Raw genomic sequence first — 24,205 nt, forward strand, 5'->3', positions numbered from 1 at the left:
CATCACCAGCCGTTGCTAGAGAAGAGCCGCACGGTCAGCGCCGGGCGTTTCACAATCGGCAGCGGGTTGGACTGGGTGTAGATGTCGACGCCGGTACCGTTCGGACGCGCCAGCTGGTGGGCGTAGAGCTCCTGGCCGTAGGTGCCAACCGCCTCCATCAGGTTCGCCGGGGCGAAGTAGGTGCGGAAGGTGTCCAGCGTACCCAGGGGGAACGCCACCCCTTCGCGCGGCGGGATCAGGCGAACGCTGGTGCCGTTGGCCAGCGTCACCGTGCCGAAATATTCCTCGAACAGGATCGAGCCAAAGCGGAAGCCCCGGCGCACATCGTCGCGCAGCGGGTTGGTGCCGGCGGTGCCTTGGTAGAAGGTGTAGGCCTCCTTGACGGTCTTGTGCTTGACCAGGGCATCGAAGAACTCGGGGCTGACCAGGGCGTGGATGGTGGTCATCATCTCGCCCTTCAAGTTCTCCTCGATGTGGCGGGCCACCTGGGTGCAGTGAATGACCATGTCCTCGGTACCACCGAACACAAAATCCACCTCGGGCTTCTGGATGTCGAACTCGTCGTGCCAGTCGTAGAGGGTGTTACCAGCACCATCCTTGGTAATCCCCAGCAAGGCGTTCACACGCATGTACTCCAGCGTCTGCGCGTGCTTGGCGCGCATTCGGGCGAGCTTGCGGGTCATCACCGTGACCAGCGGATCTTCACCAACGGCCAGCCCCAGCCCCCGGATGCCCTGGATCTCCTCGGGTAGCACCACGTCGTTGTGCGGGATATGGGGCACAGCAAACGAGCGCACCGAGCGTTTGTCGGTGGTACCAACAGTCGCCGGAGCCCCCGGCGCTACCGCCGGCAGCAGCCGCAGTTCGCCTTCGATGGACTCGATGGTGACGTTGCGCTGCGAGATAGGCTCGGGTGCAAACAGCCCCAACTGGCCCACCCGGCCATAAGGGTTGGGCAGCATCTGGATGGCTGCCGACATCTCGGCCAGCGTGAAGCCGCCGGCGTCGAAAGGATTGACGATCACGGTCATGAGGAAACTCCTGTTCAGGCAGCGGCGCGCACGACGATGCCGTGGGCTGCCAGTTGCTGGTGTTTGAGGGATTGGGCGGCAGCGTCCGTGACCGAGGCATCAAAGGTCAAGGCACGGTCGGCGACGATCACCTGCCCGCGCGCGAGCACCACGGCTTGGGTATCGGTGTCAGAGGCAGACACAGCGTGCAGCAGCACGGCCGACGCAATCTCGGCACCTTCGATGCCTGTGGTCGAAGCAGCCGGCGACAAGGCATAGACGCCCGTGGCGGTGATGCGGCCGAGTACGGCGCCCAGGGGATAGGCGGCACCGGCCTTCAGGGTCACGGTCTCGCGGGTGTAGTCCGGGTCGGACTCGCGCTTGATCAGATCACCGAGGGTCGCAGGCGAAATCAAAGGTGTGCTCATTTACGGGCTCCATAAGCTTGGGCCGCTTTGACCAAGGGGCTGTCAGCGACGGATTGGGGTTTGGTTTGGGGTTGCTGTGGGGCCTCGGCGACGATGTCTTGCGCCACATCGCGCTCAGCGGCCTGCTTCAGCACCGACTGACGCAGTGCATCCGGAGTGACACCACGGGCCAAGGCCTGCGCCGGATCGACGGTGACCCCGAGGCGTTTGGCCTGGGCGGCGATCTCGGTGAGCTCGGCAAGCTGGCGGCGCAGTCGCTGCTCCACTTGGGCAGTGATGGCCGCCTCATCGAGCGGCGGCGGGGTTTGCGGTGACTGCGCCGGGGTCGGGGCTGTGTTCTCTTGGGTGTCGTCCACCGGCGTGACAGGGTTGTGATCATTCATGGAGATCTCCTTCGGGGATGGTTGGGATCGGGAAGTGGTGCGGGTGGCCGACAGTGCGGCGGCCTTGTTGCGCAGGCTGCGACCCGCAGACATCGCCAGCTTGCGTTGCAGGGCCGTGACCGCCTCATTGCGGGTGCCGATCTGATCGGCCAGGCCTGCCTGCAGAGCCGCCTCACCGCGATAGACGCGGGCTTCGGTGTCACGAATCGATTCGGGTGTCAGACGCCGAAACCCGGCGACCAGGCTGATGAACTGCTGGTGCAGCTGCTCGATGTCGGCCTGGATATCGGCAGCCACTATCGCTGGCAGCGGCGCGTGCGGATGGCCATCGACCTTGTGGGCACCGGCGTGCAGGAAGGTGTAGGTCATCCCGGCTTTGGCATCGGCCACCGACTCATCAACGTGCACCGCAACCACCCCGATGGACCCCACCTCGGCGGTGCGGGTGAGCCACAGGCGGTCAGCGGCACAGGCAATCGCGTAGGCGGCAGAGAGTGCGGCTTCATCGGCAATCGCCCACAGCGGTTTGCCCGAGGTCTGCGCCAGCTGCCGCAGGCGCTGGGCGAGATCGAACACACCACCGGCTTCGCCGCCGCTGGAGTCAATCTCTAGGAGCACGGCCTTGACCATCGGATCGGCAAAGGCCTGGCAGGCCTGCGCCTCGATGTCGTGGTAGCTGGTCAGGCCACTGGCCGCGCCGAGATACGACGAGCGGCGCACCAGCGTGCCGAGGACCGGGAGGATGGCGATGCCCTCCAGGATTTGGAGGCCACCGGTCATCCCGCCATCGACATTGGCCGGCGGTGGCGTGGCGAGCGTGTCGCCCGCCATCTTTCTGGCCACGACCCCAAGAATCACTTCGAGTTTGGGGCGCGCAATCAGGAGCGGCGTCCCGTACAGGCGGGACGCCAGGTAAGGCAAATCGGTCATGGGAATTCCTCAGTTCGAGGGGGCTGGCGGTGGTGCCTGCGCGGGCACTGGCACAGGCTCCCGCCCAAAGCGCAGCCCTAGGCTGTCCTCGCGCCGGTGGTCGCCTGCGATCTCTGCATCGACCATGGCCGCATCGAAGCCCCGCTCGGCAATGGCCTGGGTACGCGACTTGAGTCCTGCCTCAATGGCGTTGATCTCGGCGCGAATGTCCTTCAAGGGATCGACCCAGTCCCAGCGTGGCGGCAGCCAGCTGCAGTCCAGATAGTCGGCGCGGCGTTGCTCGTAGTCAGGCAGGTCCAACGCCCCCGAGAGCACCGCCGTGTCCATCCAGCGCGCCCACACCGCCCGGCACAGCTGAAACACCAGCACCGAGTGCTGGAAGGCTTCAATACGGCGGCGAAACTCCAAGAGCGCCGCGCGGGTGTTCGAGTAGTTGGCCTTCAACATATCCGCCGAGAGGTTGGCATAGGGCAAGCCCAGCGCGGCGGCCACCTGCAGCAAGGTGCGGTACTGAAACGACTCGTAGTTGCCCCCGACATCGGCCGGGGTCGAGAAGGTGATGTCCTCGCCGTCGTCCAGGATCTGGAGTTGCCCGGGTTCGAGCGGCAGCAGCGGCTCGCCCCGGTCATCGGTTTCATTACCGTTGTCGAAGTCGCGCTCGGGCCGGCGCACGAAGCCGACGAACATCGCCGCGACCTTCTTGCGGTCGAGCTCAGCGTCGTCGTACTGATCGAGCAGAAAGAGCTTCACCAGCGCCGGAGAGAAGCGCGACACCCCGCGCAACTGCCCGGCATCCACCGGATCAACGATGTGCAGCACCGACTCGGCCGGCACCCGCACCGTCTCCCCGGCCAGGCCCGGATCGGTGATGTCGCCCGGGTGGCGGCGCAGGAAGTGGTAAGCGACGCGCCGACCGATGCGGTCGAACTCGATGCCTTGGCGGATGCGGTGGCCGTTGTCGAGTGCCTGGTTGTGGTTCAGGGGCAGCATCTCGGCCGGGAGCATCTGCAACTGCAGCGGCACGCTCAGGCCATCCTCCGGCCGGCGTGGGCGGATGCGGAAGAACACTTCGCCAGCGATGAAGAGCTCCCGGGCGGCCCGGCGCTGCTGGCCGTAGAAATCGGTCAACCCCTCGGCGTCCGACTCGTCGGTCCAGCGCAGCCACAGCCGTTGCACCCGATCCTTGAGCACCGCATCGGCAATACCCGAGGAGGGCTTGATGCCCGTGCCCACGGCATTGCCGGCCCAGGACTCGACCGCATTGGCGGCGTAGCCGTTGTTGCGGATGAGATACCGGGCACGGGCGGTCATGTCGGCGCCGGCCGCCTGGATCAGGGTGTTGACGTGGGCACGGCTGGCTTGAAAAGTCTTGAGGCGGCGGGCGGACAGTCCGCCCTCGAAGCCCCCCACCATGGCACCCACCATGCGGCGCAGGTTCTTGAGCATCCCCATCACAACCCCTTCCCGGCGTAGGTGCGGATGCGCCGCGCACGCGGGCGGCCTTCTGTCTTGGCGATTTCACGTTCCAGATCTCCCAGGGCCGACTGCAGTTCGGCATCCGACTTGTAGGTCACCCACTTGTCGCCGGCCTTCACAGTGAGCACCCCATTGAAGCGCGCAGCCTGCAGGGCTTCGCGCTGGGCCTTGAGTTGTTCGAGGGTCATGGACAGCACTCCCGGCCAGCGGGAGGCTGGCGGTGTCAGAGGTAGTTGGAGGAAATCGCCATGCGCCGACGGCGCGGGCTGGCGGTCATCGGAGTCGTCACGGGCGTGGCGTTGCTGGCTGGCTTGCGATTGACGGGTGCGGGAGGCAGCGCCTCGACCCGTTTGTTGAGGTTCAGCCCCATCGACAGCAGGCCGTGCAGCGCGGCGTAGGCGTACACCCGGCAATCGAGCGCTTCGTTGCGCCGGCCATCGGGTTTCCACCAGAAGCGCTGCGGGAAACCCTTCACATACCGGGTGCGAATCCGCTCGGCGGTCAGCTGCTCGAAATACTGCGCATCCCGATCCAGCGGAAAGTGCATCGCGCCAGCACCAGCCTCGGACTTCTTCAGGCGGGCGTAGATGGCTTCCTTGGCCGCATCGACACCCACCGTGAACAGATTGACCTTGCCCTTGTTCGCCTTGCTCGGACGCTTGGGCCAGATCGGGCGTTTGCCCGAGCCCCCCTTGATCGCCCAGATGCGCTTACGCTCCCGGCCCTTGCAGAAGGCGTAGGCCGCCAGGGTGTGGTGGCCACCGGTATCGAGACACCCGGCTTCAATCGTCAGGCCGTTGGCCAGGGTCTCGTGCTCGAAGCGATTGCCGAGATAGGCATCCAGTTGCGACCAGGTGTCCGGCACCGAGGGATCGCCCCACAGCACCTTGTAGTCGATGGACCAGGACTCCTCATCCCGGCCCCAGCCAACCACTTCGAGTTCGAGCCGGTCGTCCTGCACGTCGATGCCGCAGGTCAGCAGTGCCACCTCGGCAGGAATCGCCGGCCCGTAGGCTTCGCGGCGTTCCATCAGACCTTCAGCATCCAAGGTCTCTCCCTCCCGGTCTTCCCAGGTCTCGGCCAGCTTGGTGTTCACCCAGACTTTGAGCCGCACCGGATCGTCCTTGGCGGCGTGGTGCTCCTGCGCGATCTCGCCCCAGGTCAACCACGGGCTGTACAGGCTGGAGAGGTGAAATCCCACTGTCTTGCCATCACCCTCAGCTCGTGACGTCCAGCGACCGTTGGCCAGCAGTGCCGGCTTGCGGTACTCGGGATGGACGCCGTCGCAGGCTGGGCAGTGCCAGGCGGCATCCGCCATGTTGTCCTTGGGCCAGCGGATGTCGCGCCACTGGATCTGGCTGTGCGCCCCGCAGTGATCGCAGGGCACCTCGAACACCCGCTGGTCCGACTCGAGGTAGGCCGCCTCGATGCGCGAGAAGCCTTTGAGCGTCGGGGTTGAGCACAGATAGACCTTGCGATTGACGAAGGTGGCGGCCCGTTGCACGGCGAGCGCTACCGGATCGCCTTCGCCGTCGGCGTCGCCCGGATAGCCATCCACCTCATCCAGAAACAGGTAGCGCACCGGCATCGAGCGCAAGCCCACGGCACTGTTGGCGCCGGTCATGATCAGCACGCCGCCCGGGAATTCCTTCATCAGCTGGGTGTTGCCCGAATCGCGGCTGCGGGGGTCCTTCACCCGGCTGGCCAGCTCGGGGCTGGCTTCGATCAGCGCATCGACCCGTTGCTTGGAGACGCGCTTGGCGCCTTCCACTGTGGGCTGCACCAGCAGCATTGGCCCCGGAGCGTGGTGAATCACGTAACCCAGCCAGTTCAATCCGGCTTCGGTCTTGCCGATTTGAGCCCCGGCCATCAGCACCACACGCTCCACGCGCGAGGTCGCCGACAGCGTTTCCATCACCGCCTTGAGATACGGCGTGCGGCTGGTCGACCAGCGCCCCGGCTCAGCAGAGGCCACCGACGAGAGCATCCGGTGGCGGTTGGCCCAGTCATCGACGGTGAGGATGGGGTCGGGTGCCAGGCCCCGTTTCCAGGCGGCGTCAACGAGGGATTCAACAGTGTCGAGCACACGCAACCCCCGCTGAAAAATTGTTCAAAAAACAAGCAGAACCCGCTTGGCTTCTGAGGCGAACAGAGCGTGAATGGACCCATCGACACACGCTTTTGAAAGGAGCACCGCCATGAGCCAACACCATCCTGCCAGCCCTAAACACGCCCCAGAGCACGCCCTGCTGATCGATGAACTGCGCGACATCCAGAGCGAATTGCTCGATGCCGTGCAGCGCGCCGAGTACCTGCTGCGCCAGTCCGGATTCGACGGCGCCCGGCTGCGCGCCGAGGCCTACTGGATTCCGCACATCGTCTGCGCGCTCTCGCGCGATCACGGCTACCTGGGCGGCTCGATGGTGACCATGGAAGACACCATCCAGGAGATCGCCGAGGCCTTGGGTGAAGAGGACGAGGACGACTGCGCGTCCGACCCGCTCACCGAAAGCCTCGGCGAAGAAGTTGATGCAGAAATAGATGCGAAATCGCTGGAATGAGCTTGGCTTCTGCGCCGAACAGAGCGTTCATACAGACACGCCCACACACCAAAACGGAGATTGAAATGGCCAAGACCACGCCCCAGACAACCCGCCGCAACACTGCCCAGACGCTGGATGCACTGCTGACCCAGATCGCCCAGGAACACCTCTTCATTGACACACTGGAAACCCGCAAGAGCGACTCGCTGGACTTCCACGATGTCAGCGTCTGGGGCGTCAAGGAGGCCCTGATCGCCGCCTACCAAGCCGGCCTGGCTGCCGCCCAGAAAGCCGCCTGAGCCCACCCACCACCGAAGGAGAAACGTCCATGAGCAACCAGATTGCCCCAATCACCGAACGCCAACTGGATCTGATCACCCGCGCCCATTGCGATGCCAATGGCCTGATCGAGCCTCTGCTCGAGCTCAAGGGTGGCGCCAAGCTGAAGATGATCGCCAGCCTCGCCAGCCGCCACCTGATCGAGCAGGCTGATGGCCAGTGGCGCATCACGGGCGCCGCCATCGCCATCATCAAGGGCGATGCCAAGCCTGAAGAGGTATTGCCAAGCCCTGTGGCAGCCGATAACGCCACCGAGGAAGACGCAATCGCCACCACCGCCGCCGCCACGACCCCAGCCCCCTTGGCCACACCAGCGAGCGATTTCGCCCCAACCGGTCGCGGCCACAGCAAGCAGGCGCTGGTGATCGAGATGTTGAAGCGCCCCGAGGGCGTGACCATCGCGCAGATCTGCGAAGCCACCGGTTGGCAAGCGCACACGGTGCGCGGCACCTTTGCCGGTGCGCTCAAGAAGAAGCTGGGCCTGAATATCGTCTCCGAGAAGATCGAAGGCCCTGCTGGCACCCCGGGCGCCGGCCAGCGCCTCTACCGCATCGCCGAGGAGGTCAGCGCATGAGCACCATGACCCTCAGCATCGAGCGCACGCCGCGCACCTTGACGATCAACGGCCAGCCAGTGGTCGTGGAGGAGTTGGGGGTACGTCTGCCCTTTGCCCGCAAGCCTGTCGACCTCGATGAGGTCGGCGGCCATGGCCAGACCAAGGTTTTTGTGACCGAGACGCGGGTGATGACCCCGGCCGAGTTCGATGCCTTTGCGCGCAGCTTGATGGCCTCGCGCGATTGGCTGGCCGGCAAAGGGGGTGGCGTGAAGGATGAAGGAGGCAGCGGCTACCTCTGCGTGGAGGTCACAGCCCCCGGTCGCCCCTACCTCTACGTCAATCCCGAAGGCTGCGATTACGCCCGCTACGTGGCCTGCTTGGGCTGAGGCGGGCGCTGTGGCACACCCCCAACTTTATCAAAATACAGTCGATCCTCTGCTTGCTATATCGTCCAGGTAGAGCGTTCATAGACCCAACGAAACACCACCCGCAAGGAGCCCAAAATGAACGCCACCACCCCGATCCCCGCCACCCAGAACGACACCTGGGGCTTTTACGGCACGATGAACGAGCAGGCCGAAGCCGCCTGGCCCTTGGCCATGACTGCCATCTCGGACGCCACCTGCCAGCCGCTGGAGTCGGTCCGCACCTTCCTCGACAGCCGTCACGGTCGCCACTTTGCCGACGATGTGCAAAACGGCCTCTACACCGGCGCCACCCTGGCCGACGCCATCAACGCCGCCACGCAACGTTGGATGGGCTGGACGATTGGCCGCAGCACCAGCAAGCAGTACGGCATCCCCAAGGGCCTGCCTTACCTCACCGGCTTCGTGATCCAATGCGAGATCATCGAAGAGTCCCTGGCGGCTTGAGCCAAGAGCCGCACGGTTCGCGCCCAGCGCTTTGACGCCAACCAGCGGCCACGTGGCCAGTGCCTGATCGGTCTGGAGTGGCGCGGCTGCACCATCGTAGCCGTTACCCATCAAGAACGTCGTTACCTGCCCACCGGCCGAACGACCACCCACCCCACGGGCGAGCCAGTCATCGAAATGATGGCGCGGGACTATTTTGTGGAGCGTCTGTGGTTGAGCACCGATGGCACAGCACTGTGGGAGCAGCAGCCGCTGGCGCTCTGACCCGCCAGGCCTCGAAGGCGCGGCGCAGCACATAGCTCCGGACCAGCGACACGGCCGTGAAAATCAGGCCGATCAGCAAGTTCTCCTGTAGCGTGGCGTGCAGACCAAACAGCGGAAACACCGCCCACTGGGTCGCCACCGCCACGCCATACCCGACCAGCACATTGGTCACGGCTTCCAGCAGCGACATCCAGCGCGACTGCTTCACAGCGCCTCCTCGGCATCCACATCACTGGCTTCGGCAGCATCGGCTGTGCCGACCAGGTCATCGAATTTCACTCTATCGGCTTCACGCATCGCCTGCGCTCCGGCGAATTCCTGCCAGCGGCGAACAATCACGTCGACGTATTTGGGATCAAGCTCGATCAGTCGTGCCTGACGCCCCGATTTCTCGGCGGCGATCAGCGTCGTGCCGGAACCTCCAAAGGGATCAAGCACCACATCACCCGGTCGGCTGGAGTTGCGGATCGCCCGCTCGACCAGCTCCACCGGCTTCATCGTCGGGTGCAGGTCGTTCACGCGCGGCTTGTTGAAGTGCCACACATCCCCCTGGTCGCGGTCGCCGCACCAGTGGCGGGTAGCACCCTCGGGCCAGCCGTAGAGGATCGGCTCGTACTGGCGCTGGTAGTCCGAGCGCCCGAGCGTAAAGGTGTTCTTGGCCCAGATGATGAAGGTCGACCACTTGCCGCCAGCAGCGCGGAAGGCGGACTGCAGGGTGTCGAGCTCACTGGAGGACATGGCGATGTAGATCGCCCCCTGGCAGTGCGCGATCATCGGGGTGAGCACCGCCTTGAGAAAGGGTTCGAAGTCCTCGCCCAGGTTGTCGTTCAAGATCGGGCGGTTCGTGCCGCGCATCTTGTCCTTGGCGCTGTTGGCGTAGTTAACCCCATAGGGCGGATCAGTGAAGGTCATCGCTGCCTTCTCGCCAGCCATCAGCAGGGTGTAGTTCGCAGCATCGGTGCTGTCGCCACAGAGCAGCCGGTGCTGGCCCATGACCCACACATCACCAGGCTTGGACACTGGGGTGACAGGGACCTCCGGGGCGGCATCCTCGTCGGTGTGGCCCTCGGTGGTGGTCTCCTCACCCGCCATGATCTCGAGCAGTTCGTCGGCGTCAAATCCGGTGAGTGCCAGATCGAAATCGGCCTCCTGCAAAGCGGCCAGTTCGACGCGCAGCAAATCTTCATCCCATGTGGAATTGAGGGTCAGCTGATTGTCGGTGATGACGTAGGCGCGCTTTTGCGTTTCGGTGAGATGTGCCAATTCGATCACTGGCACTTGTTTGAGTCCCAACTTGCGCGCGGCGAGCAACCTCCCGTGGCCAGCAATCAGACCATTCTGGCCATCCACCAGAATCGGGCTTGTCCAGCCAAATTCGACCATGGAAGCGGCGATCTGGGACACTTGCGCTTCGTCGTGTAAACGCGGGTTTCTGCAATACGGCAAGAGCACATCTATCGGTCGCAGCTCGACCTTGATATTGGATAGCTCACGCATGGAGGCTCCTTCAATTCAGTGCTGATGCATTTTTTTCACGGCGCCGTCCAATGGCCCCAGGCAGATGCCGCCAGGTGGTTCCAACAACCGCGTCGTACAACGTGAGCTTTGGAATTCGGTATCGCCTAGACATTTCCGGATAGGTCATCCCGTCTCGTCGTTGCTTGCGAAGCTCCAAAACGAGTTGATCATTGAGCTTGACCATTGGATGGCGCTCACCTTTTCGATCTGGGACGGTGCCATGTAGCCGTCTGTCCATCGAGTTTTCTGAAGGCGTTGCCCAGCGCAGGTTGCTCAGATGGTTGTTCCTTGGATTGCCATCGTTGTGCGCAACCTGGTGTCGTCCTGACGGCGGATCCCCTAGAAAAGCAAGTGCAACAATCCGATGTACGCAGAAATAGCCATACCGCCCCTCATCGCTGAGTGCGATTTGCTGATATCCCTTTGCATCGGATTTTGGCTTGATGAGCATTCCTTTTGGGTAATGCCTGAAAGAACGCGCCCGGCGAATTTCACCCTGATCGGATACTTCATAGTTGGGGTACCCCGGGACCGCCTTCCATTCGATTTCGGTCATGGTCAACCTCCTATGTGAGTTTTTTTGGGCGGCTTGTCGCTACCTGGAGAGTTCCTCCAGGGCTTCGCGGATCGCGTCCATCAGCAGGTCTTCCACCACGCGCTGGTCGGGCTGTGCGACCACGGCCGCCACGATCTGCGGGGCGAGCTTGCGAGGGATTTGTTGGATGCGGTCACGCAGCAGCCGCGCGAGGTTGAAGTGCTTGACCTTCACCTCGTCGGCATTGAGCAGCTTGCCCGTGCGTTCTTCAAATTCGAGCTTGGCCAGGCGCGCGGCATAGGCCTCGCGAATGGCGCGACTGGTCTGGTAGTCAGGCGCGGCAGCCCGGGTTTCCAGAGGCACTTGCACCTCACGAGTGGAAACTGGGGTGGAAACCGCAGTGGTTGCCACCTTGGCCGCAGGTTTGCTGGCTCCGGTGTTCAGGTTCTGCGACGGCAGCGTATTGCGCGCCCACTGGGCGTCGGCCTTGGCCGGGTCAATCTTGCCGTCGGGCTCGACGCTGATGCGCCCGGCCTTGATGGCCTTGGCCACAGCGGTGTGGCTCACGCCACGGTGTTGGGCATAGGCCCGGATGGACAGTCCCATCGCATTCCTCCGGGCCGGGCGGGTCAATCAATCGTCAGGGGTGGATCACCTCGGCGTGGAAACGGGTGGAAACCTGGGTGGCAACTGGCAACCTGTTTTCGGCTCTGACGCTAGGCAAGCGTCGCGCTGCGCGCGGCCCCCGCGCTTCAGATGGCCCGGGAGGACCCGTCAGATGTGTCAGATGCGTCAGGTCGCACGGGCGAGTTCCTCGCGCAGTGCCCGTTCCATCTGCCGCTGGTACTCACGCAGCGCCACACTGCGCACCGTCTCGGCCATGCCAAAGCGCGGCTCGACCTTCTGTTGTTTGCGCAGCAGGTACAAGGCCAGGATGCGCTTCTCGTCACGGCGCTCGAACACGGCACCAGCACGATAGAACACGTTCTTCTTCGCCATCACCTGGCCCGGCCACTGGCTCTTGGGGATGACGCGGGTCTGGGCGGTCTGTGCCATCGGCCCGACAGGAATCGCCAGCTTGCCGCTCTTGGTGCCACCGGTTTCCTGCAGCGCCATGAAGCGGTCGCGCGACCAGACCTCGGCCATCAGGGTACGGGGCTTGGACGGCGTGACGCCAATGCCTCGGCTGATCCATGGGCGGCGCAGATTGAAGCGCTCGGGCAGACCGTCGCGCACCGCATCACGGGCGTCGAAAGCCGTGCGAGTCAGGGCCTTGGCGGCAGCGTTGGGTACGTGCTGCTGTGCCAGTTCCGAGAGGTGCTCGGTCGCCTTAGCTATGTCGGCGGTGACGTCAAGTTTCAGCATCAGCAGGCTTCCGGCGGCGAGGAGTAGCTGGCGCTTCGGTGTTTGCAACAGGCTCGGCAGCGATGCCGGCTTGCTGCGCCAGGATCTGTTCGGCGGTGGCTGCGTCGACCTCGACCGTCAGGCCCGGGACAAACGAGCGCACGCCGCCGTCGCCGGCGATGACCACCGGGCGGGTGATGAGGATTTTCATGGGGGAGTCTCCAGCGCTGGGCAGGAGGCGAACGCCCCGCCCAGAAACGACAACGCCCACCGGAACGAATCGGGTGGGCGCAGTTATCAGCAGTACGTGAATACTCTACCTTGTGTGTTCAAACATTCAACTAGGTTTTGTCGTCGGGAGCAGAATTTTTTTCTGTGAACCGGGCTTCGATGTCCATGGCACCGTGCAGCACGCGGATGATCCGCAGCAAGCGACCATCTTCCGTGAAAAAGATCACGTAGTTGCCGTAAGCGCAAGAGCGGATGCCTTCGCCAAGTTCCGGCCTGGGCCGGTAGGCTTGGGGCGCCACCAGGATCTTGCGGCACTGCGCGCGCAGTTCCTGCAGGAATGTGATTGCCCGGCGCGGGTTGTCCTGAGCTATGTAGTCACCGATGCCTTCGAGATCGCGCTCGGCCTGCGGCTGGAACTCCAACCGCATCAGACCGCTTTCTCAGCCATCGCGCGATACTTCGCCTCCAGGCGATCAAAGACCTCCTCTTCCGGAACCCCAGGGCCGCTGGCCAAGCCCACCGCAATCGCTTCACGCAAGGCCTGCAGCTTCGTGGCCTGTTCGGCTTCGCGCTCTTCGAGCAAGCGCAGTCCAGCACGGACTACCTCGCTGACGTTGTTGAAGCGGCCCGAGTCGACCTGCTGGCGGATGAAGGTCTCGAAATGGGGGCTGAGAGCAACACTGGTTGGCATCGCTGTTCCTCCTGTTAGTTAATAACAGTTATTAAACTCAACCCCGCGTCTCTTGTCAAGGAACGGCCTCAGTCTGTTGAGGGCGTCTGCTGCGCGCACTGCCGCTACGGTCGTAGCCATAGTACCGAGCCAACACCCCCAGCCCCGCGATCAGAATGCCCTTGGCCTCGTGCAGCGAGATGGCCTTGCCTGCCCAGCCCTGGCGAAGTGCCCATTCCCGAACAGACTGGCCCAATCCGGCCACGTACCAGAGCGCCGATCCGGCCGGAGAGCCACTGCCGCCCACCGCATCCAGCGCATCCCGCACTGCCCGGGCAGCACCGGCATTCTTCTCGACCATCATCTGCCCGGGTGCTGTACCACCCGGCAGACCATCGAGCTTGGGACTGGCGATACCACTGCCGAACGCCCGGGCAAAGTCCTGCGAGAACTGCTGCCCCGCGTCGTGCATCGCGCCGGTGATGCTGCCGTTCCTGAGCATCAGCGCCAGCGTGTCCACGGTGCGGTAGTGGTCGACCGGCTTCTGGTCATCGTCCTCCTCACGCACGTAGCGGATCACGCTGCCATCCGGGCGGATGTGCTCCTCGCCGATGCGCGGCTTCTTCTCGGCACGGGCCTTGGCGCGTTGGGTTTTCTTGGTCATGGCCGTCCCTCCCCGAGTTGTCCGAGGGTCGCCAGCGCGCCATCACGGCTCCGCTGAAGCGTCACCGACTTCCCGGTGGTCGCCACCACCGTCCAGGTCTCGCCATCACCCCGGTCGATCACCTCGCCCTCGGCCCAAGTTGTGCTCTTGCGGGAAGCGACATTACGCGCGCCGTAGAGCTTGGTGGCGATGCCGGTCAAAAATGCTCGGTCCCAGTCATCAAAAATCTCGTCCAGCGGCACGACCACGATGCCTTGCTTGTGCCAGGCCGCTGCACGCATCGCGCGCAGTTCGTCGCTGCTGGCGGGTGAGGCCGGCGCCAGACGCCCAAGGGCGCAGGGGATGGAAGCGGTATGGGTTCTCATGCCACACCTCCTTGGGCCATCGCCCAGTCCAGCAGCGCCAGCGCATCGGCGTGGTTGTCATCGACCGGATTAAAGCCGCGCGCCTTGGCCGCCGCGATCATCTCGGCCTTGCCGGCATTGCCCTTGCCGGTGGCGTGCTTCTTGATCGTACCCACGGGCACGCCCTGGTACGGGATCTGGTGGTGTTCACACCAGGCCGTCAGGTGCGCCATGAAGCCGCCATAGGCATGCGCCGCATCGACGCCCATGTGTCGACGTACCTCCTCAAACACCACCCAGTCGAGCCCATCGGCGCACTGCTTAATGTCGGTGAGCCAGCGCTTGAAGCGCAGGTAACGAAAGCCACCACCTTCGAAGCGCTGCGGCTTGAAGGATTCGCTGCCGCCGTTGATGAGTCCGTCGCGGCCGGTCAGTGCCCAGCCGGTGGTCGTGCCCAGATCCAGGGCCAAAATCGTTGTTGTCATAGTGTTCAGTTCCTCATTCGTTTGGGAGCCGACACCGGGGCTGAAGGATTTGAAGGGTCTGAGGGTTAATCTCTCATACGTGTGTACGCGCACGCGTGTGGGCGTAAATCCGTAAACCCTTCAAATCCTTCAGGCCACCCCGGCAGGCTCGTCGTTTTCAGTCTGGGTAGCGGGCGTATCCCGGGTATTCCTTGGGCTGCAGGCTGATGCCTTGAAAGCCCATCGCCCCCTTCGGGTTTCGCCATCGAGCAAAGCGTCGCGAGACCAGGGTTTCGGAGAAGCGCTTGATCGAGCCGACGAATTCGCCGTGCTTTTCTGCCCACTCACGCCAGTCGGCAAACAGGTCTGCCGTGAGGGCGCGCGCAGCAGGTCCGACATAGCAGCGTTCACCCATCCACTGACCGATGGCGTCCTCGTCCTCGAAGTACTCGTCCGTCGCATCCAGCACCGATTGCGGCTGGCGCAGCCCTTCGCGCTGCCAGGCCAGGCACCCTTCAACGCCCCAGCTGAAGATGCCATTGGCCTCGGCCAGCAACTTGACCTGCAGCTGCTTGTCGCGCTTTTCCGGGGGCACGGTGATCGTGAAGGGGATCAGGTGCAGGCGCCGGCGCATGGCCTCATCGATGTTGCGAATGGCCGGCTTGTGGTTGCCGGCGATCACCAACTTGAACTGCGGCACATAGGTGAAGAAGTCCTGGCGCATGAAGCGTGCGGACACCCGGTCGCCGCCGGTGATCTCCTTGATCTTCGACTCGTTCCAGCGCCGACCCTGTTCGGTCTCGGTCGCGCCGACAAAGCGAGAACCCCGCAGCCCCGCCAGATCGGTCGGATGCCGATCCCCGCGTGTTTCCATGAAGGTGTCCATGGGCGCGTTGGCGGCGTAGTCCCCAAGCAGCGTGAAGAGCGTGTTCACGAACACCGACTTGCCGTTGGCGCCGGTGCCGTAGAGGAAGAACAAGGCGTGCTCACTGGTCGCCCCGGTCAGGCAGTAGCCGAACATCCGCTGCAGGTAGGACTGCAGCTCCGCATCGCCGCCGGTGACCTGCTCCAGAAACCGCATCCAGGTCGGGCAGGTGCTCCCCGGCACCAGGGTCGCCGAGGCGATCTTCGTCATCCGGTCGGCGCGGTCGTGCGGGCGCATCCGCCCGCTGCGCAGATCCACCACGCCACCCGGCGTGTTGATGAGCCACATGTCCGCATCCCACTCGTCGGTGGTGGCGGCGTGCCGGCGGTCGGTGCGGGCCAGACGTTCCACACCACCCACAGTGCTGCTGGCGGCGAGCTTGGCCGCGACCTTGACGCTGTCCGCGCGGACCGCCGCGTGGCGACAGACGTGACGGATGAGATCGGTGGCAGCCAAGGTTTCTTCGGCCCGCCAGCGCTGCCCGTCCCACATCAGCCATTTGCCCCAGGCCGCGATGTAGCGCCAGTCGCGCTGGTAGCGGCGGGTAAAGCTCACCGCCAGTGCATCCTCCGTGCCCCAGACCGTGGCATCGCTGTCGTGAGACTCGTCATGGTCGGCAGCATCGAAGTGATCCGATGGCGCCTGGTCGTCATCGAAGGGCTGCACCGTGATGCGCGGCCCGGTGGCAATGAAACCCGCCACATCAAAGCCCTCAACCAATGCATCCGCCGCATCCCAGCCCTCGGGTTTATCGTCGGGTGGCAGCAGAATGGCGCAGGAAGGGGCCCCGGCCATGAGCACGGCTTGCGAGGCAGCCTCAGCGTAGCCGAATCCCGGTTTGTCCCGATCCGGCCAGATGAGCACGGCTTTGCCAGAGAGCGGCGCCCAGTCGGTTTTGTCAACCGGCGCGTTGGCACCGTGCATCGCGGTGGTCGCCACGATGCCTGCCTCGATCAAAGCCTGCGCGCACTTCTCGCCCTCGACCAGGATCACCTGCTCGGCAGAGACGATGCCCGGCTGGTTGTAGAGCGGACGTGGCTCGGGTGGGGCCAACTTGCGGCGCTTGGCATCCCAGGGGCGGAACTCCTTGCGACCCGGTGCCGGGTCGTAGCGGTAGACGCAGGCGATCAGGTTGCCGGCGGCATCCAGGTAGTCCCACTTGGCCGTCGCCGGACCCAGCTCGTCGACCGGGGCTTCCGGCTTTTTGCGCTTCGGAGGATGGCTGGTGGCCCGACCGACCAGTTGCCCGGCGATCTCCAGCACCCGGGCGAAGTCCGCCTGGGTATCGAGCCCGTGGTGGGCGGCGATGAGATCAAAGATATCACCGCCTTCGCCGGTGGCGTGGTCGTGCCAGAGGCCAGCGGTTTCGCCCTTGAGCGAGACCTCCAGACTGTCGCCGGGACTGCCGAGCACATCGCCGACCAGGTACTTCTGGCCACGCTTCTTGCCGGCTGGCAGCAGCGTTATCAGCACCGATTCCATCCGCGCCAGCAGATCGGCACGGATGGCGTCGCGTTGTTGGTTGAGATCACCGCCAGCGGGGAAGGCCTGCGGCGGCACCGAATTGAAATCAAGCATGGATCAGTCCTCCCTGTGGCGGATGGTTGTGGGCATGGCAGGTGATGGAATGCACGGGCGCGCTGCTGGCGTTGACGACCGGCTCAGTCGGTACCGGCAGGACCGGCACCTTGACAGGGACCTTCTGCCAGTGCGCCTTCTCGTCAGCGAGGTAGCCGGCCTTGCGTGCCACGAAGCGCACGAAGTCCGGATGCAAGCCAACCAGGTCACACCAGAGCGTGAGGTCGTCCCCGAGCAGAAAACGCCTTGCTTCGCGCCGCATCCGGCGGTTGGTCAAACTCAGGCTGTCGTGGATGGCGCGGGCGAGCACTGCTACCACCAGCCGGGACTCCGGGCACACGAGGAAGGTGTGCCGGTTGAGCACCTTCTCGATGGCCTGCAGCCCGACCAGGGGTTTGGGCGGCGTCCAGCGATCCACCCACTCGGTGCGGTAGGTCTTGCGTGCACTGGCGCGCTTGGAAGCTGTGCTCATCACACACCTCCCCAGCAACGCTGCGCATAGGGGCAGAACTTGCACTCGAAGTGGCTGGCCTCGGCGAAGGCGCGTGGCAAGAGCTCACCGGCTTCGGTCGCCTGGATCACCCGCACCGCGCGGTCGGACATCTTCTGCGCCAGTGCGGCATCGAAGGGGACCAGCTCGGTGTAGATCTCCATCGAGTCGGCATTCACCGCCGTGAAGATCGCCGGGTGCTCGTGCAGTCCGAGATAGGCCTGATAGGTCACGACCTGGGCGTGGTAGATCGGCTTGGAGACCGCCAGGCCTTTCTTGGCGAGGTCGTTCCAGGACTTGCTGCCCAGCGCTTTGCACTCCCACAGCGCCGGGTAAGCAAAGCCCTCGGGACCGCCAACGAATACGCCGTCGCAATGCCCCTGCAACTTGCCATCGGCCACCGAGAAACCGAACTGCTGCCCGTCCTTGCCTTCGGTCTTGAGCACAAAGCCTGCCGCCCGCAGCCAGCCGACCATGGCCTCTTCCATGCGATGGCCGCGTTCGAAGATGCGCAGGATGCGGCCCGAGAACCCCTTGTCCGGATCGACCGGTGCCTGGGCGTATTCGTACTGCAGCTGGCGCTCGCAACTCACCCCGAGGCGCGAGGCCCCGAGGTACTGCCGACGCGCCTGCTGTTGCTCGCGTGCCTGCAGCCCAGCATCGATCAAGGCCTCGAAGCGTTCAGGGAAGGTCGAGGTGGAATTGAAGTCCAACATCACTTGGCCCTCCCACGCGGGGTGCTCTTGGCCACCACCGGCTCCCCGGTCTCCCAAGGCAGGTCGTCCTCCAGATCCGCGAAGGGATTGGTCGGATCGAAGGCGGTTGCTGTAGTTGCTGGTTCCAAACTGGCCACCGGCTTCGGTGCCTGCGTCTCATAGGGCTCGAGCCCACGCACCGGCGGATATTTCGCTTGGCTGTGGTGAGCCGCCATTGCCTCCGCCCAGCCGGTGACAATCGCCTCGATCACCTGTAAGGCCTCGGCCTCGCTGTAGTGACCCAGCGGTTTGTTAAAGCCGATCTCACCGGCCGCCTCGCCGAAGCACTTCAGGCAGGCGCGCATCGCCGCCCGCTCGAATTCGGTCGGATCAACCATGAGCACCTCCTCGTGCCTGGGGTCGGTTCGCAGCCACTGGCCGTAGAGCGCGTGAAACGCGTCCTGGCATTTGCGGCTGCAAAAGACCCAGTCCATCGGGTACCGACGGGATTCGCCGACCTTGAAGCGGTTGTCGCTGTGGCCGAGGCCACGGGCCTGCCGCTTGCAGACCCAACATTGGCCGGCCATTCATTGCCCTCCCTCCAACGCACCGATGAAGAGGGTCATCTGCAGCGGCTGGCTGCCAAACGCCGTGGCGCAGCGGGTATCGAAGTCCCGGTAGGTCATCGACGAGCGCGCGATCATGGTCACCGCGTGGATCTGCTTTTCCAGGAGGGCAAGACCGCCTTCGGAGAGCCACTGGTGCGCCTTGTCGGACAGGCGCTTGCGGTTGCGGATCTCCTCGATGATTTCGCGGGGCATGATCACGTCGTACACCCAGCGCAGCGTGATCTGACCGATCACCACCGGCGGATTCTGCTGATGACCCTGGTAGTGCCAGCCAAACAGGCGAAACAGCGCCCGGTAGTAATCCGGGCTGAAGCGCCGCTCCCAGCTGGCCACCCGTTCGCGCAGCAATCGCGAGATCAAGGCCTGCAGCGCATCGGGGGCACGGTGGTACTGGTAGCCGGTGGCCTCATCGATCAGCGCGACCTCGCCGGACTTGGCCAGCGCCTTCAGGATGCGCTGGCAGTTGGGCACCAGGTGCTGGCGTTTGCGGTGCAGCCGACCTTCGAGCGCGGCGTCGATCACGCCCGAGGCGACCTCGCTGATCACCCCGGCCGGAAAGAAGGCCGTGGTCTGGCCCGACGGCAGGCGGATGCTGCAGGCGTTCTCCTGCAAGACCTCCGCTGCACCGGGGGCGACATCAGACAGCAAGGTCTTGAGTTGGCTGCCACGGCGCGATTCGTGCAGGCCGATGGCTGTGGCCAACTGGCGCTGCACGTAGCCACGCGTGCCGTCTTCCAGCACCACGGCTTCCACCGCCAGGTCACCAAAGCGCACCACGCCGTAGTGGCTGGTGGTCAGGATAGGTGTGCTCATCATCGTCACGCCCTCCCTTACTGCGCCCAGGCAGGCTTGCCGCTGGGGACGGTGGAAGACGCAGGACGTGCAGCAGCAGGGGGCGTGTAGCTGGGTGCAGCGACCGCTGCCGGCGCACCGGAGTTGCCACCGGGATTGCCAGCCACCCCCATGACCAGGGCGTAGTCCCTGTGGTCTGGCTCAATGGCGGCCTTGATGGTGTTGCGGTCCTCGCCCCGGCCATCCTTCTCGATGTCGATGCGCGCGGCGAACTCCAGGCCATCGAGGTCGGCAAAACCGCTGATGCGACGGGCCGCCTGCGCCTGCGGGCTGTTGTCGGCCGGATGCACGTTGCGCGCGGAATTGAGCGCCGCCCGGATGAAGGTCCGGCCCATGTTTCCCCAGGTCGGCCCCTTGGCGCTGTGCAGGCCGACGTTCCACCAGATCTTGCGTTTGGCAAACGGGCCTTCCATCACCACGCCCTCGCAGGCGAGATAAACCGCGCCGGTCTCGAAGCTCTGGGTGGCCCAGCCACCGGTCCAGCCCTGTGCCGGGTCATCGAAGCCACCGGGCTTGATGCTCAGACGCAGCCTGGCCGCCGTGTTGCGCGGGATGAGGTCGAAAGACTGCTGCTGTTCAGCGTCGTTGAAATCGTTCCAGTTGGACATGGCGGGTTACTCCTGGGATGCGTGGAATTCGGGGGATGGGGTGCTGGCGCTCGAGAAAGCGGGGGCCGGTGCAGCCGGGCGTGCGATAGCATCGCGACCAAGGCACTTGGCGATGAGCTTTCCGAGGTGGGGTTCTTCGATGGGGTCGAGCCGGCCGCTGCGGTCCTTGCTCGGGAAGCCCCAGGCGTTGTCCGCGCCGGTGACGAAGGCGCGGTACGGCGTGCCGTCATCAGCCTTCAAGATGGCCAGCGTGATGACTTCATCGAGCACGCCCGGCAGTTCAGCCGAGGTCTTGGCGCCTTCAAGTTGCAGCTGGTAGATGCGGCGGTTGAAGTCGTCCAGCTTCTCTTCCAAGATGCAGACATAGATGACGTGCTTGTCGCGCACGTGCTGCAGGTGCGTGAGCGCACCGATCATTTCGGTGCCCAAGAGGCCGTAGGCGCCGCGGGTGTCGGGCTTGCCGGTTTTTTCGGAGAAGGCCGCCGGCTGGGTCTTGCACCAGGCCAGGCACATCCGCGAGAGCACGGTCAAGGAATCGACGAAGTAGGTGTCGTACTTGGCGAGCTGAGCCGGATCGCCGTACTTCTGGCAGACGTGGTCGAAGTGGGCCTGCGAGAAGGCCTGCTCGGGCGAGGCGCTCGGGCTCGGCCCGGCCAGGAACACCACCAGGTCCTTGAACTCAGGCCAAGTGCGCGGGCGCAGGGTGTCGCCCGCCCAGTCGAGGATGGACAGATCGCCGGCTTCGGTGTCCACCAGCAAGGTGCGCTCGGCATTGAGGGTGCGGATCTGGGAGGTCTTGCCGGCACCCGGTACGCCCACGAGGGCGACCTTGGCGCAGCGTTTTTCTGACAAGCGCTGATCAGCGCTGATGATTGGGAGTGCCATCACTTGCCCTCCCCGTTGATCGCCAGGCGGAAGGCCGGCTTGGCGGGTTTGAGGGTGCGGGCGGCCTCGAAGGGGCGACGCAGGGTTTCGGGCCAGGCGGCGAACTTGCGCTCGGAGACCGAATACTTCACGTCGATGTATTCGGCCGGGTCGTCGCCGTTGCTGGCAATGCGCTGCGCGATGGCGGCCAGTTCATCCTGATCCCAGGACACCGATTTCTTGATCTCGACCGTGATGGCCAGATCCCCGTCGGTCAGATGCGTGGTGCCGGTGTCCTTACCGGCGTCGAGCAGCTGCGCACGGGCCGCGTCGCCGTAGAGATCATCGAGCGCGGCGGTCAGCTGCTCACGGGCGTGGCCAATGCCACGGTCCATTTCGGCAAGCAGGACGGAGAGTTCCTGCAGCGCCGGCTTGGGCAGCGCCTTGATGCGCTCGCGGGTCAGGTCTTCGAGTTGGAGGGGAAGACTGCCGATGTCGAGGACGGTGGCAGCCGGTTGTGGGGTGGCCGCGAGGGCCGAAGAACGGGTTTGCATTTCGCAACTCCTTGGTGGTTAAGGAGTTACCCATTCTTCGCACGGCTTGGCAGACGTTTAGCCCATGGTTTGGCAGATGATTTGGCAAAGATGCCGATTGGCCTATGACCGCCGCAGCCGATATTTCCCTCGCGTGACGATCTCGATGAAGAGCTCGCGCCGCTCCTTACCACCCATCGCCTTGTCGAGCGTTGGGGCCACGGAGCCGGACCGGCCTTTGACCTCGGCGGTCCACGACAGTGGTGCACCGTCCCGCGCCTTCCAGAAGAACTCGATGATCTTGGCCTGGATGCCCTCGAACATCACCGGCGCCTCCAGATGCTTGAGCTGCAGTCGGCCCGTCTTCGCATCGAACCATTCCTCGGGCTCGTTGGCCGGGTCTTCGGGCAGCCCGACCAGAATGCGCTCCAGCACCGGCAGATCGAACTGCTCCTCGCCGCCCTCCACGATCAACAGATCAGCGACGGCGCGCACCTGGTGGCCGTTGGGCAAAGCCTGCTTCGGATCGGTCAGCGCCAGCACTACGCCACCCGTGCCGAACGCCGGGTCGGACAAGGCCGAGGTGATCTGCTCAACTGGTGCATCCTTGAGCCGTCGCCCGAAAAACATCGGCGCGAAGGCATGGCGATTGCCGACACGAATCTCACCGAGATACCAGAGGTGATGCTCGACCAGGCAACGCCGGCGACTGGCAAACCGGGGCTCGATACCCAGCAGGGTGGCCAGATGATCAAAGAAGGGCTCGCGCTGGAAACGGTAGCGGGTGATCTCGGCCAAGGAGCCGCTCAGGATCACCTTGCGCCGGAATGGGTGCGGGTACGTGTAACGGCCAGCGGCTTCGTCGACCGTGACCTCGACCTCTTCAAAGATGTCGTCCATCACCTCGACATCGATCCGACTGAAATAGCCGATACCGGCGATCCAGCCCTTGTCCAGTAGCAAGCGGCCAAAGCTCAGCAGTTCTCTGCCGAACAGCGTGCTGTCCATCCCGTCCAACCGCTCCAGCCGTTGCAGAGTCTCTGTCAGCATCGGCAGCCTCCTCAGAACTCGGTGACGATGTGCCAGCGTTTTAGCAGTCGCATCACCAGCTGGCGCTCGTCTTCGGTCTTGGCGTTGTCGTTCAGGCCGTTGGGCGCAGTGATCTGCACGACGATGTTGTGGGCGCGACGGTCCTTTTGCTTGGCCATGCGCAGCACCAGTTTGACCTGCACCAAGTCAAACCCGCTGAGATCGTTCTGTTTGTAGTCTTCCCGGGCCACGCGATAGACATCGCGCTGATCACGGCGGTCGCGGTGGATGGTCATGCCGCTCGTGACTTCCAGCGTGCCGTCTTCGCCTTGTTGTTCGAGGCGCTTGGCCACCTTGATGAGGTTGATGCTGATGCGCTCGATGCCGTCGCCGGGCTCAGGTTTCAGGAGGTTGAACACCTCGGCGCTGCCAAAGGCGGTGAGACTGAACTCGCGCAGCGGCATCTCGGCGATTTCGGTGTCGCTGGCCAACACCACGTCGCGCAGTGCTTTGGCGAGCTCCTGGCGGGCATTCCGGTCGTCGCAAAACACCGACAGCGCGCCAGTGCTCGGCTCATACGAGAAGGTGATGCGCTGCAGGGCTTGGTCATGGCGGGTGGTCACTTCGCCGTCGACGATCTTGTCCCAGTGGGTTTCCTTACCGTTGAAGCCGACCACGATGGTGTGCAACCAGACCGGCGCCGCATCCTCATCACCACCACGATCCTCTGCCTGGGTCAGATCCCGACGCTGGAAATGCTCAATAACCACGTCGTGCAGCGGCGCTTCTGGGTAGATGGCAGCAATCGCCACCTTGAGCTTGTCCTTCAAAACCTCATCCAGGGCGATGTCGAGACCCTTCGGCCCCCGGAAGTGGCTGGCGTAGGCCTCGGATTTCCACTGCTTGTTCTGCTGGCGTGCAGTCTCGGCCTGTTCGAACCGGCGGTCACTGTCGTCTGCCAGCCGGCACAGATACAAGTAGAGCGCGCGGCCGTACTTGTCACCGGCATCCGCCACTGCCTGTTGCTCGGTTTGGTCGTCCTCGCTCAGCAGCGACTTGACGGCCTCGCACCCAAAGTCATCCGACAGCAGCAGGATACGCTGCGCTGCTTCCTCCAGCCGCTGACGGATGGCGCCGGGCAGGCCCGCGACCACGGTGAACAGGCTCTGCTTGTAGCTGGTGCAGACCTTGTGCTCCCATTCAATGGTGGGCAGTGGGTCAGGGTGCAAGTGCTGCAGCCATTGCGCCGCCAGCGCGCGATGCTTGATCTTGCGCACTAGCGTCACGTAGTGCCCCATATCGGGCAGGATCTCCGGCCCACCATCGGTGGCCCGTGGCTTGCGTGGTTTGCCGCCACCCGTAGCAGTCGCCTCGGCGGCGAGGGCCGTCGGATCTGACTCGCGGTTATCTTGTCCCTGGACTTCTGCCATT

32 protein-coding genes are annotated in these 24,205 nt (G+C 64.2%); 5 read left to right on the forward strand and 27 right to left on the reverse strand.

Going from position 1 to position 24,205, the window contains the following annotated elements:
• Window positions 1–2: 2 nt before the first annotated feature.
• Genes PHT20_RS01720 through PHT20_RS01745 form a run of 6 tightly spaced genes read right to left on the reverse strand, consistent with a single transcriptional unit; the run spans window position 3 to window position 6,313 of the window.
• Window positions 3–1,031 (reverse strand): major capsid protein, encoded by a 1,029-nt coding sequence (locus tag PHT20_RS01720; protein WP_301019158.1) that lies wholly within the window; start codon window positions 1,029–1,031, stop codon window positions 3–5.
• Window positions 1,032–1,045: 14 nt separating this feature from the next.
• Window positions 1,046–1,438 (reverse strand): head decoration protein, encoded by a 393-nt coding sequence (locus PHT20_RS01725; RefSeq protein ID WP_301019159.1) that lies wholly within the window; start codon window positions 1,436–1,438, stop codon window positions 1,046–1,048.
• Window positions 1,435–2,751: a S49 family peptidase gene (locus PHT20_RS01730; RefSeq protein ID WP_301019160.1), complete on the reverse strand. Its 1,317-nt coding sequence runs from the start codon at window positions 2,749–2,751 to the stop codon at window positions 1,435–1,437. The genes PHT20_RS01725 and PHT20_RS01730 overlap by 4 nt, the downstream gene beginning before the upstream one ends.
• A gap of 9 nt (window positions 2,752–2,760) precedes the next feature.
• A complete protein-coding gene (locus PHT20_RS01735; RefSeq protein ID WP_301019161.1) occupies window positions 2,761–4,203 on the reverse strand; it encodes a phage portal protein in 1,443 nt (480 codons plus the stop codon).
• Window positions 4,203–4,415 (reverse strand): hypothetical protein, encoded by a 213-nt coding sequence (locus PHT20_RS01740; protein WP_301019162.1) that lies wholly within the window; start codon window positions 4,413–4,415, stop codon window positions 4,203–4,205. Before PHT20_RS01740 ends, PHT20_RS01735 begins: the two co-directional genes overlap by 1 nt.
• Window positions 4,416–4,450: 35 nt before the next feature.
• Window positions 4,451–6,313, reverse strand: coding sequence for a phage terminase large subunit family protein (locus tag PHT20_RS01745; RefSeq protein WP_301019163.1), 1,863 nt, complete (start codon window positions 6,311–6,313; stop codon window positions 4,451–4,453).
• Window positions 6,314–6,425: 112 nt separating this feature from the next.
• On the opposite strand from PHT20_RS01745, the gene PHT20_RS01750 reads away from it, so the two are divergent.
• The 5 genes from PHT20_RS01750 (at window position 6,426) to PHT20_RS01770 (ending at window position 8,537) form a co-directional block, all read left to right on the forward strand.
• Window positions 6,426–6,788 (forward strand): hypothetical protein, encoded by a 363-nt coding sequence (locus PHT20_RS01750; protein WP_301019164.1) that lies wholly within the window; start codon window positions 6,426–6,428, stop codon window positions 6,786–6,788.
• 65 nt (window positions 6,789–6,853) lie between these two features.
• Window positions 6,854–7,069, forward strand: a complete 216-nt coding sequence (locus PHT20_RS01755; protein ID WP_301019165.1) for a hypothetical protein — start codon at window positions 6,854–6,856, stop codon at window positions 7,067–7,069.
• A 29-nt stretch (window positions 7,070–7,098) separates the two neighbouring features.
• Window positions 7,099–7,683 (forward strand): DUF3489 domain-containing protein, encoded by a 585-nt coding sequence (locus PHT20_RS01760; protein ID WP_301019166.1) that lies wholly within the window; start codon window positions 7,099–7,101, stop codon window positions 7,681–7,683.
• Window positions 7,680–8,051: a hypothetical protein gene (locus PHT20_RS01765; protein ID WP_301019167.1), complete on the forward strand. Its 372-nt coding sequence runs from the start codon at window positions 7,680–7,682 to the stop codon at window positions 8,049–8,051. The genes PHT20_RS01760 and PHT20_RS01765 overlap by 4 nt, the downstream gene beginning before the upstream one ends.
• 117 nt (window positions 8,052–8,168) lie before the next feature.
• Entirely contained in the window at window positions 8,169–8,537 is a 369-nt protein-coding gene (locus tag PHT20_RS01770) for a hypothetical protein (RefSeq protein ID WP_301019168.1), read from the forward strand.
• A gap of 169 nt (window positions 8,538–8,706) precedes the next feature.
• On the opposite strand, the gene PHT20_RS01775 is transcribed toward PHT20_RS01770, so the two are convergent.
• The 21 genes from PHT20_RS01775 to PHT20_RS01875 all read right to left on the reverse strand — a co-directional run bounded on the left by PHT20_RS01775 (window position 8,707) and on the right by PHT20_RS01875 (window position 24,204).
• Window positions 8,707–9,009 (reverse strand): hypothetical protein, encoded by a 303-nt coding sequence (locus PHT20_RS01775; protein WP_301019169.1) that lies wholly within the window; start codon window positions 9,007–9,009, stop codon window positions 8,707–8,709.
• A complete protein-coding gene (locus PHT20_RS01780) occupies window positions 9,006–10,298 on the reverse strand; it encodes a site-specific DNA-methyltransferase (protein WP_301019170.1) in 1,293 nt (430 codons plus the stop codon). Before PHT20_RS01780 ends, PHT20_RS01775 begins: the two co-directional genes overlap by 4 nt.
• Before the next feature lie 10 nt (window positions 10,299–10,308).
• Entirely contained in the window at window positions 10,309–10,875 is a 567-nt protein-coding gene (locus PHT20_RS01785) for an NUMOD4 motif-containing HNH endonuclease (RefSeq protein WP_301019171.1), read from the reverse strand.
• Between the two features lie 39 nt (window positions 10,876–10,914).
• Window positions 10,915–11,460, reverse strand: a complete 546-nt coding sequence (locus PHT20_RS01790) for a hypothetical protein (RefSeq protein ID WP_301019172.1) — start codon at window positions 11,458–11,460, stop codon at window positions 10,915–10,917.
• Between the two features lie 186 nt (window positions 11,461–11,646).
• The gene (locus PHT20_RS01795) at window positions 11,647–12,219 is read right to left on the reverse strand and encodes a hypothetical protein (RefSeq protein ID WP_301019173.1); all 573 of its coding nucleotides are present in this window, start codon (window positions 12,217–12,219) and stop codon (window positions 11,647–11,649) included.
• Complete coding sequence (locus tag PHT20_RS01800; protein WP_301019174.1) at window positions 12,206–12,409, reverse strand: hypothetical protein; 204 nt, start codon at window positions 12,407–12,409, stop codon at window positions 12,206–12,208. The genes PHT20_RS01795 and PHT20_RS01800 overlap by 14 nt, the downstream gene beginning before the upstream one ends.
• 130 nt (window positions 12,410–12,539) lie before the next feature.
• Entirely contained in the window at window positions 12,540–12,857 is a 318-nt protein-coding gene (locus tag PHT20_RS01805) for a type II toxin-antitoxin system RelE/ParE family toxin (protein ID WP_301019175.1), read from the reverse strand.
• Window positions 12,857–13,120 (reverse strand): type II toxin-antitoxin system ParD family antitoxin, encoded by a 264-nt coding sequence (locus PHT20_RS01810; protein WP_301019176.1) that lies wholly within the window; start codon window positions 13,118–13,120, stop codon window positions 12,857–12,859. Before PHT20_RS01810 ends, PHT20_RS01805 begins: the two co-directional genes overlap by 1 nt.
• 55 nt (window positions 13,121–13,175) lie before the next feature.
• Window positions 13,176–13,763 (reverse strand): hypothetical protein, encoded by a 588-nt coding sequence (locus PHT20_RS01815; RefSeq protein ID WP_301019177.1) that lies wholly within the window; start codon window positions 13,761–13,763, stop codon window positions 13,176–13,178.
• Window positions 13,760–14,128, reverse strand: coding sequence for a hypothetical protein (locus tag PHT20_RS01820; RefSeq protein ID WP_301019178.1), 369 nt, complete (start codon window positions 14,126–14,128; stop codon window positions 13,760–13,762). Before PHT20_RS01820 ends, PHT20_RS01815 begins: the two co-directional genes overlap by 4 nt.
• Window positions 14,125–14,592, reverse strand: coding sequence for a hypothetical protein (locus PHT20_RS01825; protein WP_301019179.1), 468 nt, complete (start codon window positions 14,590–14,592; stop codon window positions 14,125–14,127). Before PHT20_RS01825 ends, PHT20_RS01820 begins: the two co-directional genes overlap by 4 nt.
• 157 nt (window positions 14,593–14,749) lie before the next feature.
• Window positions 14,750–17,074, reverse strand: a complete 2,325-nt coding sequence (locus PHT20_RS01830; RefSeq protein WP_301019180.1) for a phage/plasmid primase, P4 family — start codon at window positions 17,072–17,074, stop codon at window positions 14,750–14,752.
• Window positions 17,067–17,546: a hypothetical protein gene (locus PHT20_RS01835; protein WP_301019181.1), complete on the reverse strand. Its 480-nt coding sequence runs from the start codon at window positions 17,544–17,546 to the stop codon at window positions 17,067–17,069. The genes PHT20_RS01830 and PHT20_RS01835 overlap by 8 nt, the downstream gene beginning before the upstream one ends.
• Window positions 17,546–18,280 carry a hypothetical protein gene (locus PHT20_RS01840; protein WP_301019182.1) on the reverse strand — a complete coding sequence of 245 codons (735 nt, stop codon included), beginning with the start codon at window positions 18,278–18,280 and terminating at the stop codon, window positions 17,546–17,548. Before PHT20_RS01840 ends, PHT20_RS01835 begins: the two co-directional genes overlap by 1 nt.
• Entirely contained in the window at window positions 18,280–18,846 is a 567-nt protein-coding gene (locus PHT20_RS01845; protein WP_301019183.1) for a DUF6511 domain-containing protein, read from the reverse strand. Before PHT20_RS01845 ends, PHT20_RS01840 begins: the two co-directional genes overlap by 1 nt.
• Window positions 18,847–19,704 carry a P63C domain-containing protein gene (locus tag PHT20_RS01850; protein WP_366520867.1) on the reverse strand — a complete coding sequence of 286 codons (858 nt, stop codon included), beginning with the start codon at window positions 19,702–19,704 and terminating at the stop codon, window positions 18,847–18,849.
• A gap of 14 nt (window positions 19,705–19,718) precedes the next feature.
• A complete protein-coding gene (locus PHT20_RS01855) occupies window positions 19,719–20,348 on the reverse strand; it encodes a hypothetical protein (protein WP_301019184.1) in 630 nt (209 codons plus the stop codon).
• A 6-nt stretch (window positions 20,349–20,354) separates the two neighbouring features.
• Window positions 20,355–21,233 carry an ATP-binding protein gene (locus tag PHT20_RS01860; RefSeq protein ID WP_301019185.1) on the reverse strand — a complete coding sequence of 293 codons (879 nt, stop codon included), beginning with the start codon at window positions 21,231–21,233 and terminating at the stop codon, window positions 20,355–20,357.
• Entirely contained in the window at window positions 21,233–21,766 is a 534-nt protein-coding gene (locus PHT20_RS01865; protein ID WP_301019186.1) for a hypothetical protein, read from the reverse strand. The genes PHT20_RS01860 and PHT20_RS01865 overlap by 1 nt, the downstream gene beginning before the upstream one ends.
• A 102-nt stretch (window positions 21,767–21,868) precedes the next feature.
• Window positions 21,869–22,795, reverse strand: a complete 927-nt coding sequence (locus PHT20_RS01870) for a hypothetical protein (protein ID WP_301019187.1) — start codon at window positions 22,793–22,795, stop codon at window positions 21,869–21,871.
• Window positions 22,796–22,806: 11 nt separating this feature from the next.
• Entirely contained in the window at window positions 22,807–24,204 is a 1,398-nt protein-coding gene (locus PHT20_RS01875; protein WP_301019188.1) for a hypothetical protein, read from the reverse strand.
• Window position 24,205 lies beyond the last annotated feature (1 nt).

The sequence above is a fragment of the Rhodoferax sp. genome, assembly GCF_028715765.1.
Classification (GTDB): Bacteria; Pseudomonadota; Gammaproteobacteria; order Burkholderiales; family Burkholderiaceae_C; genus Rhodoferax.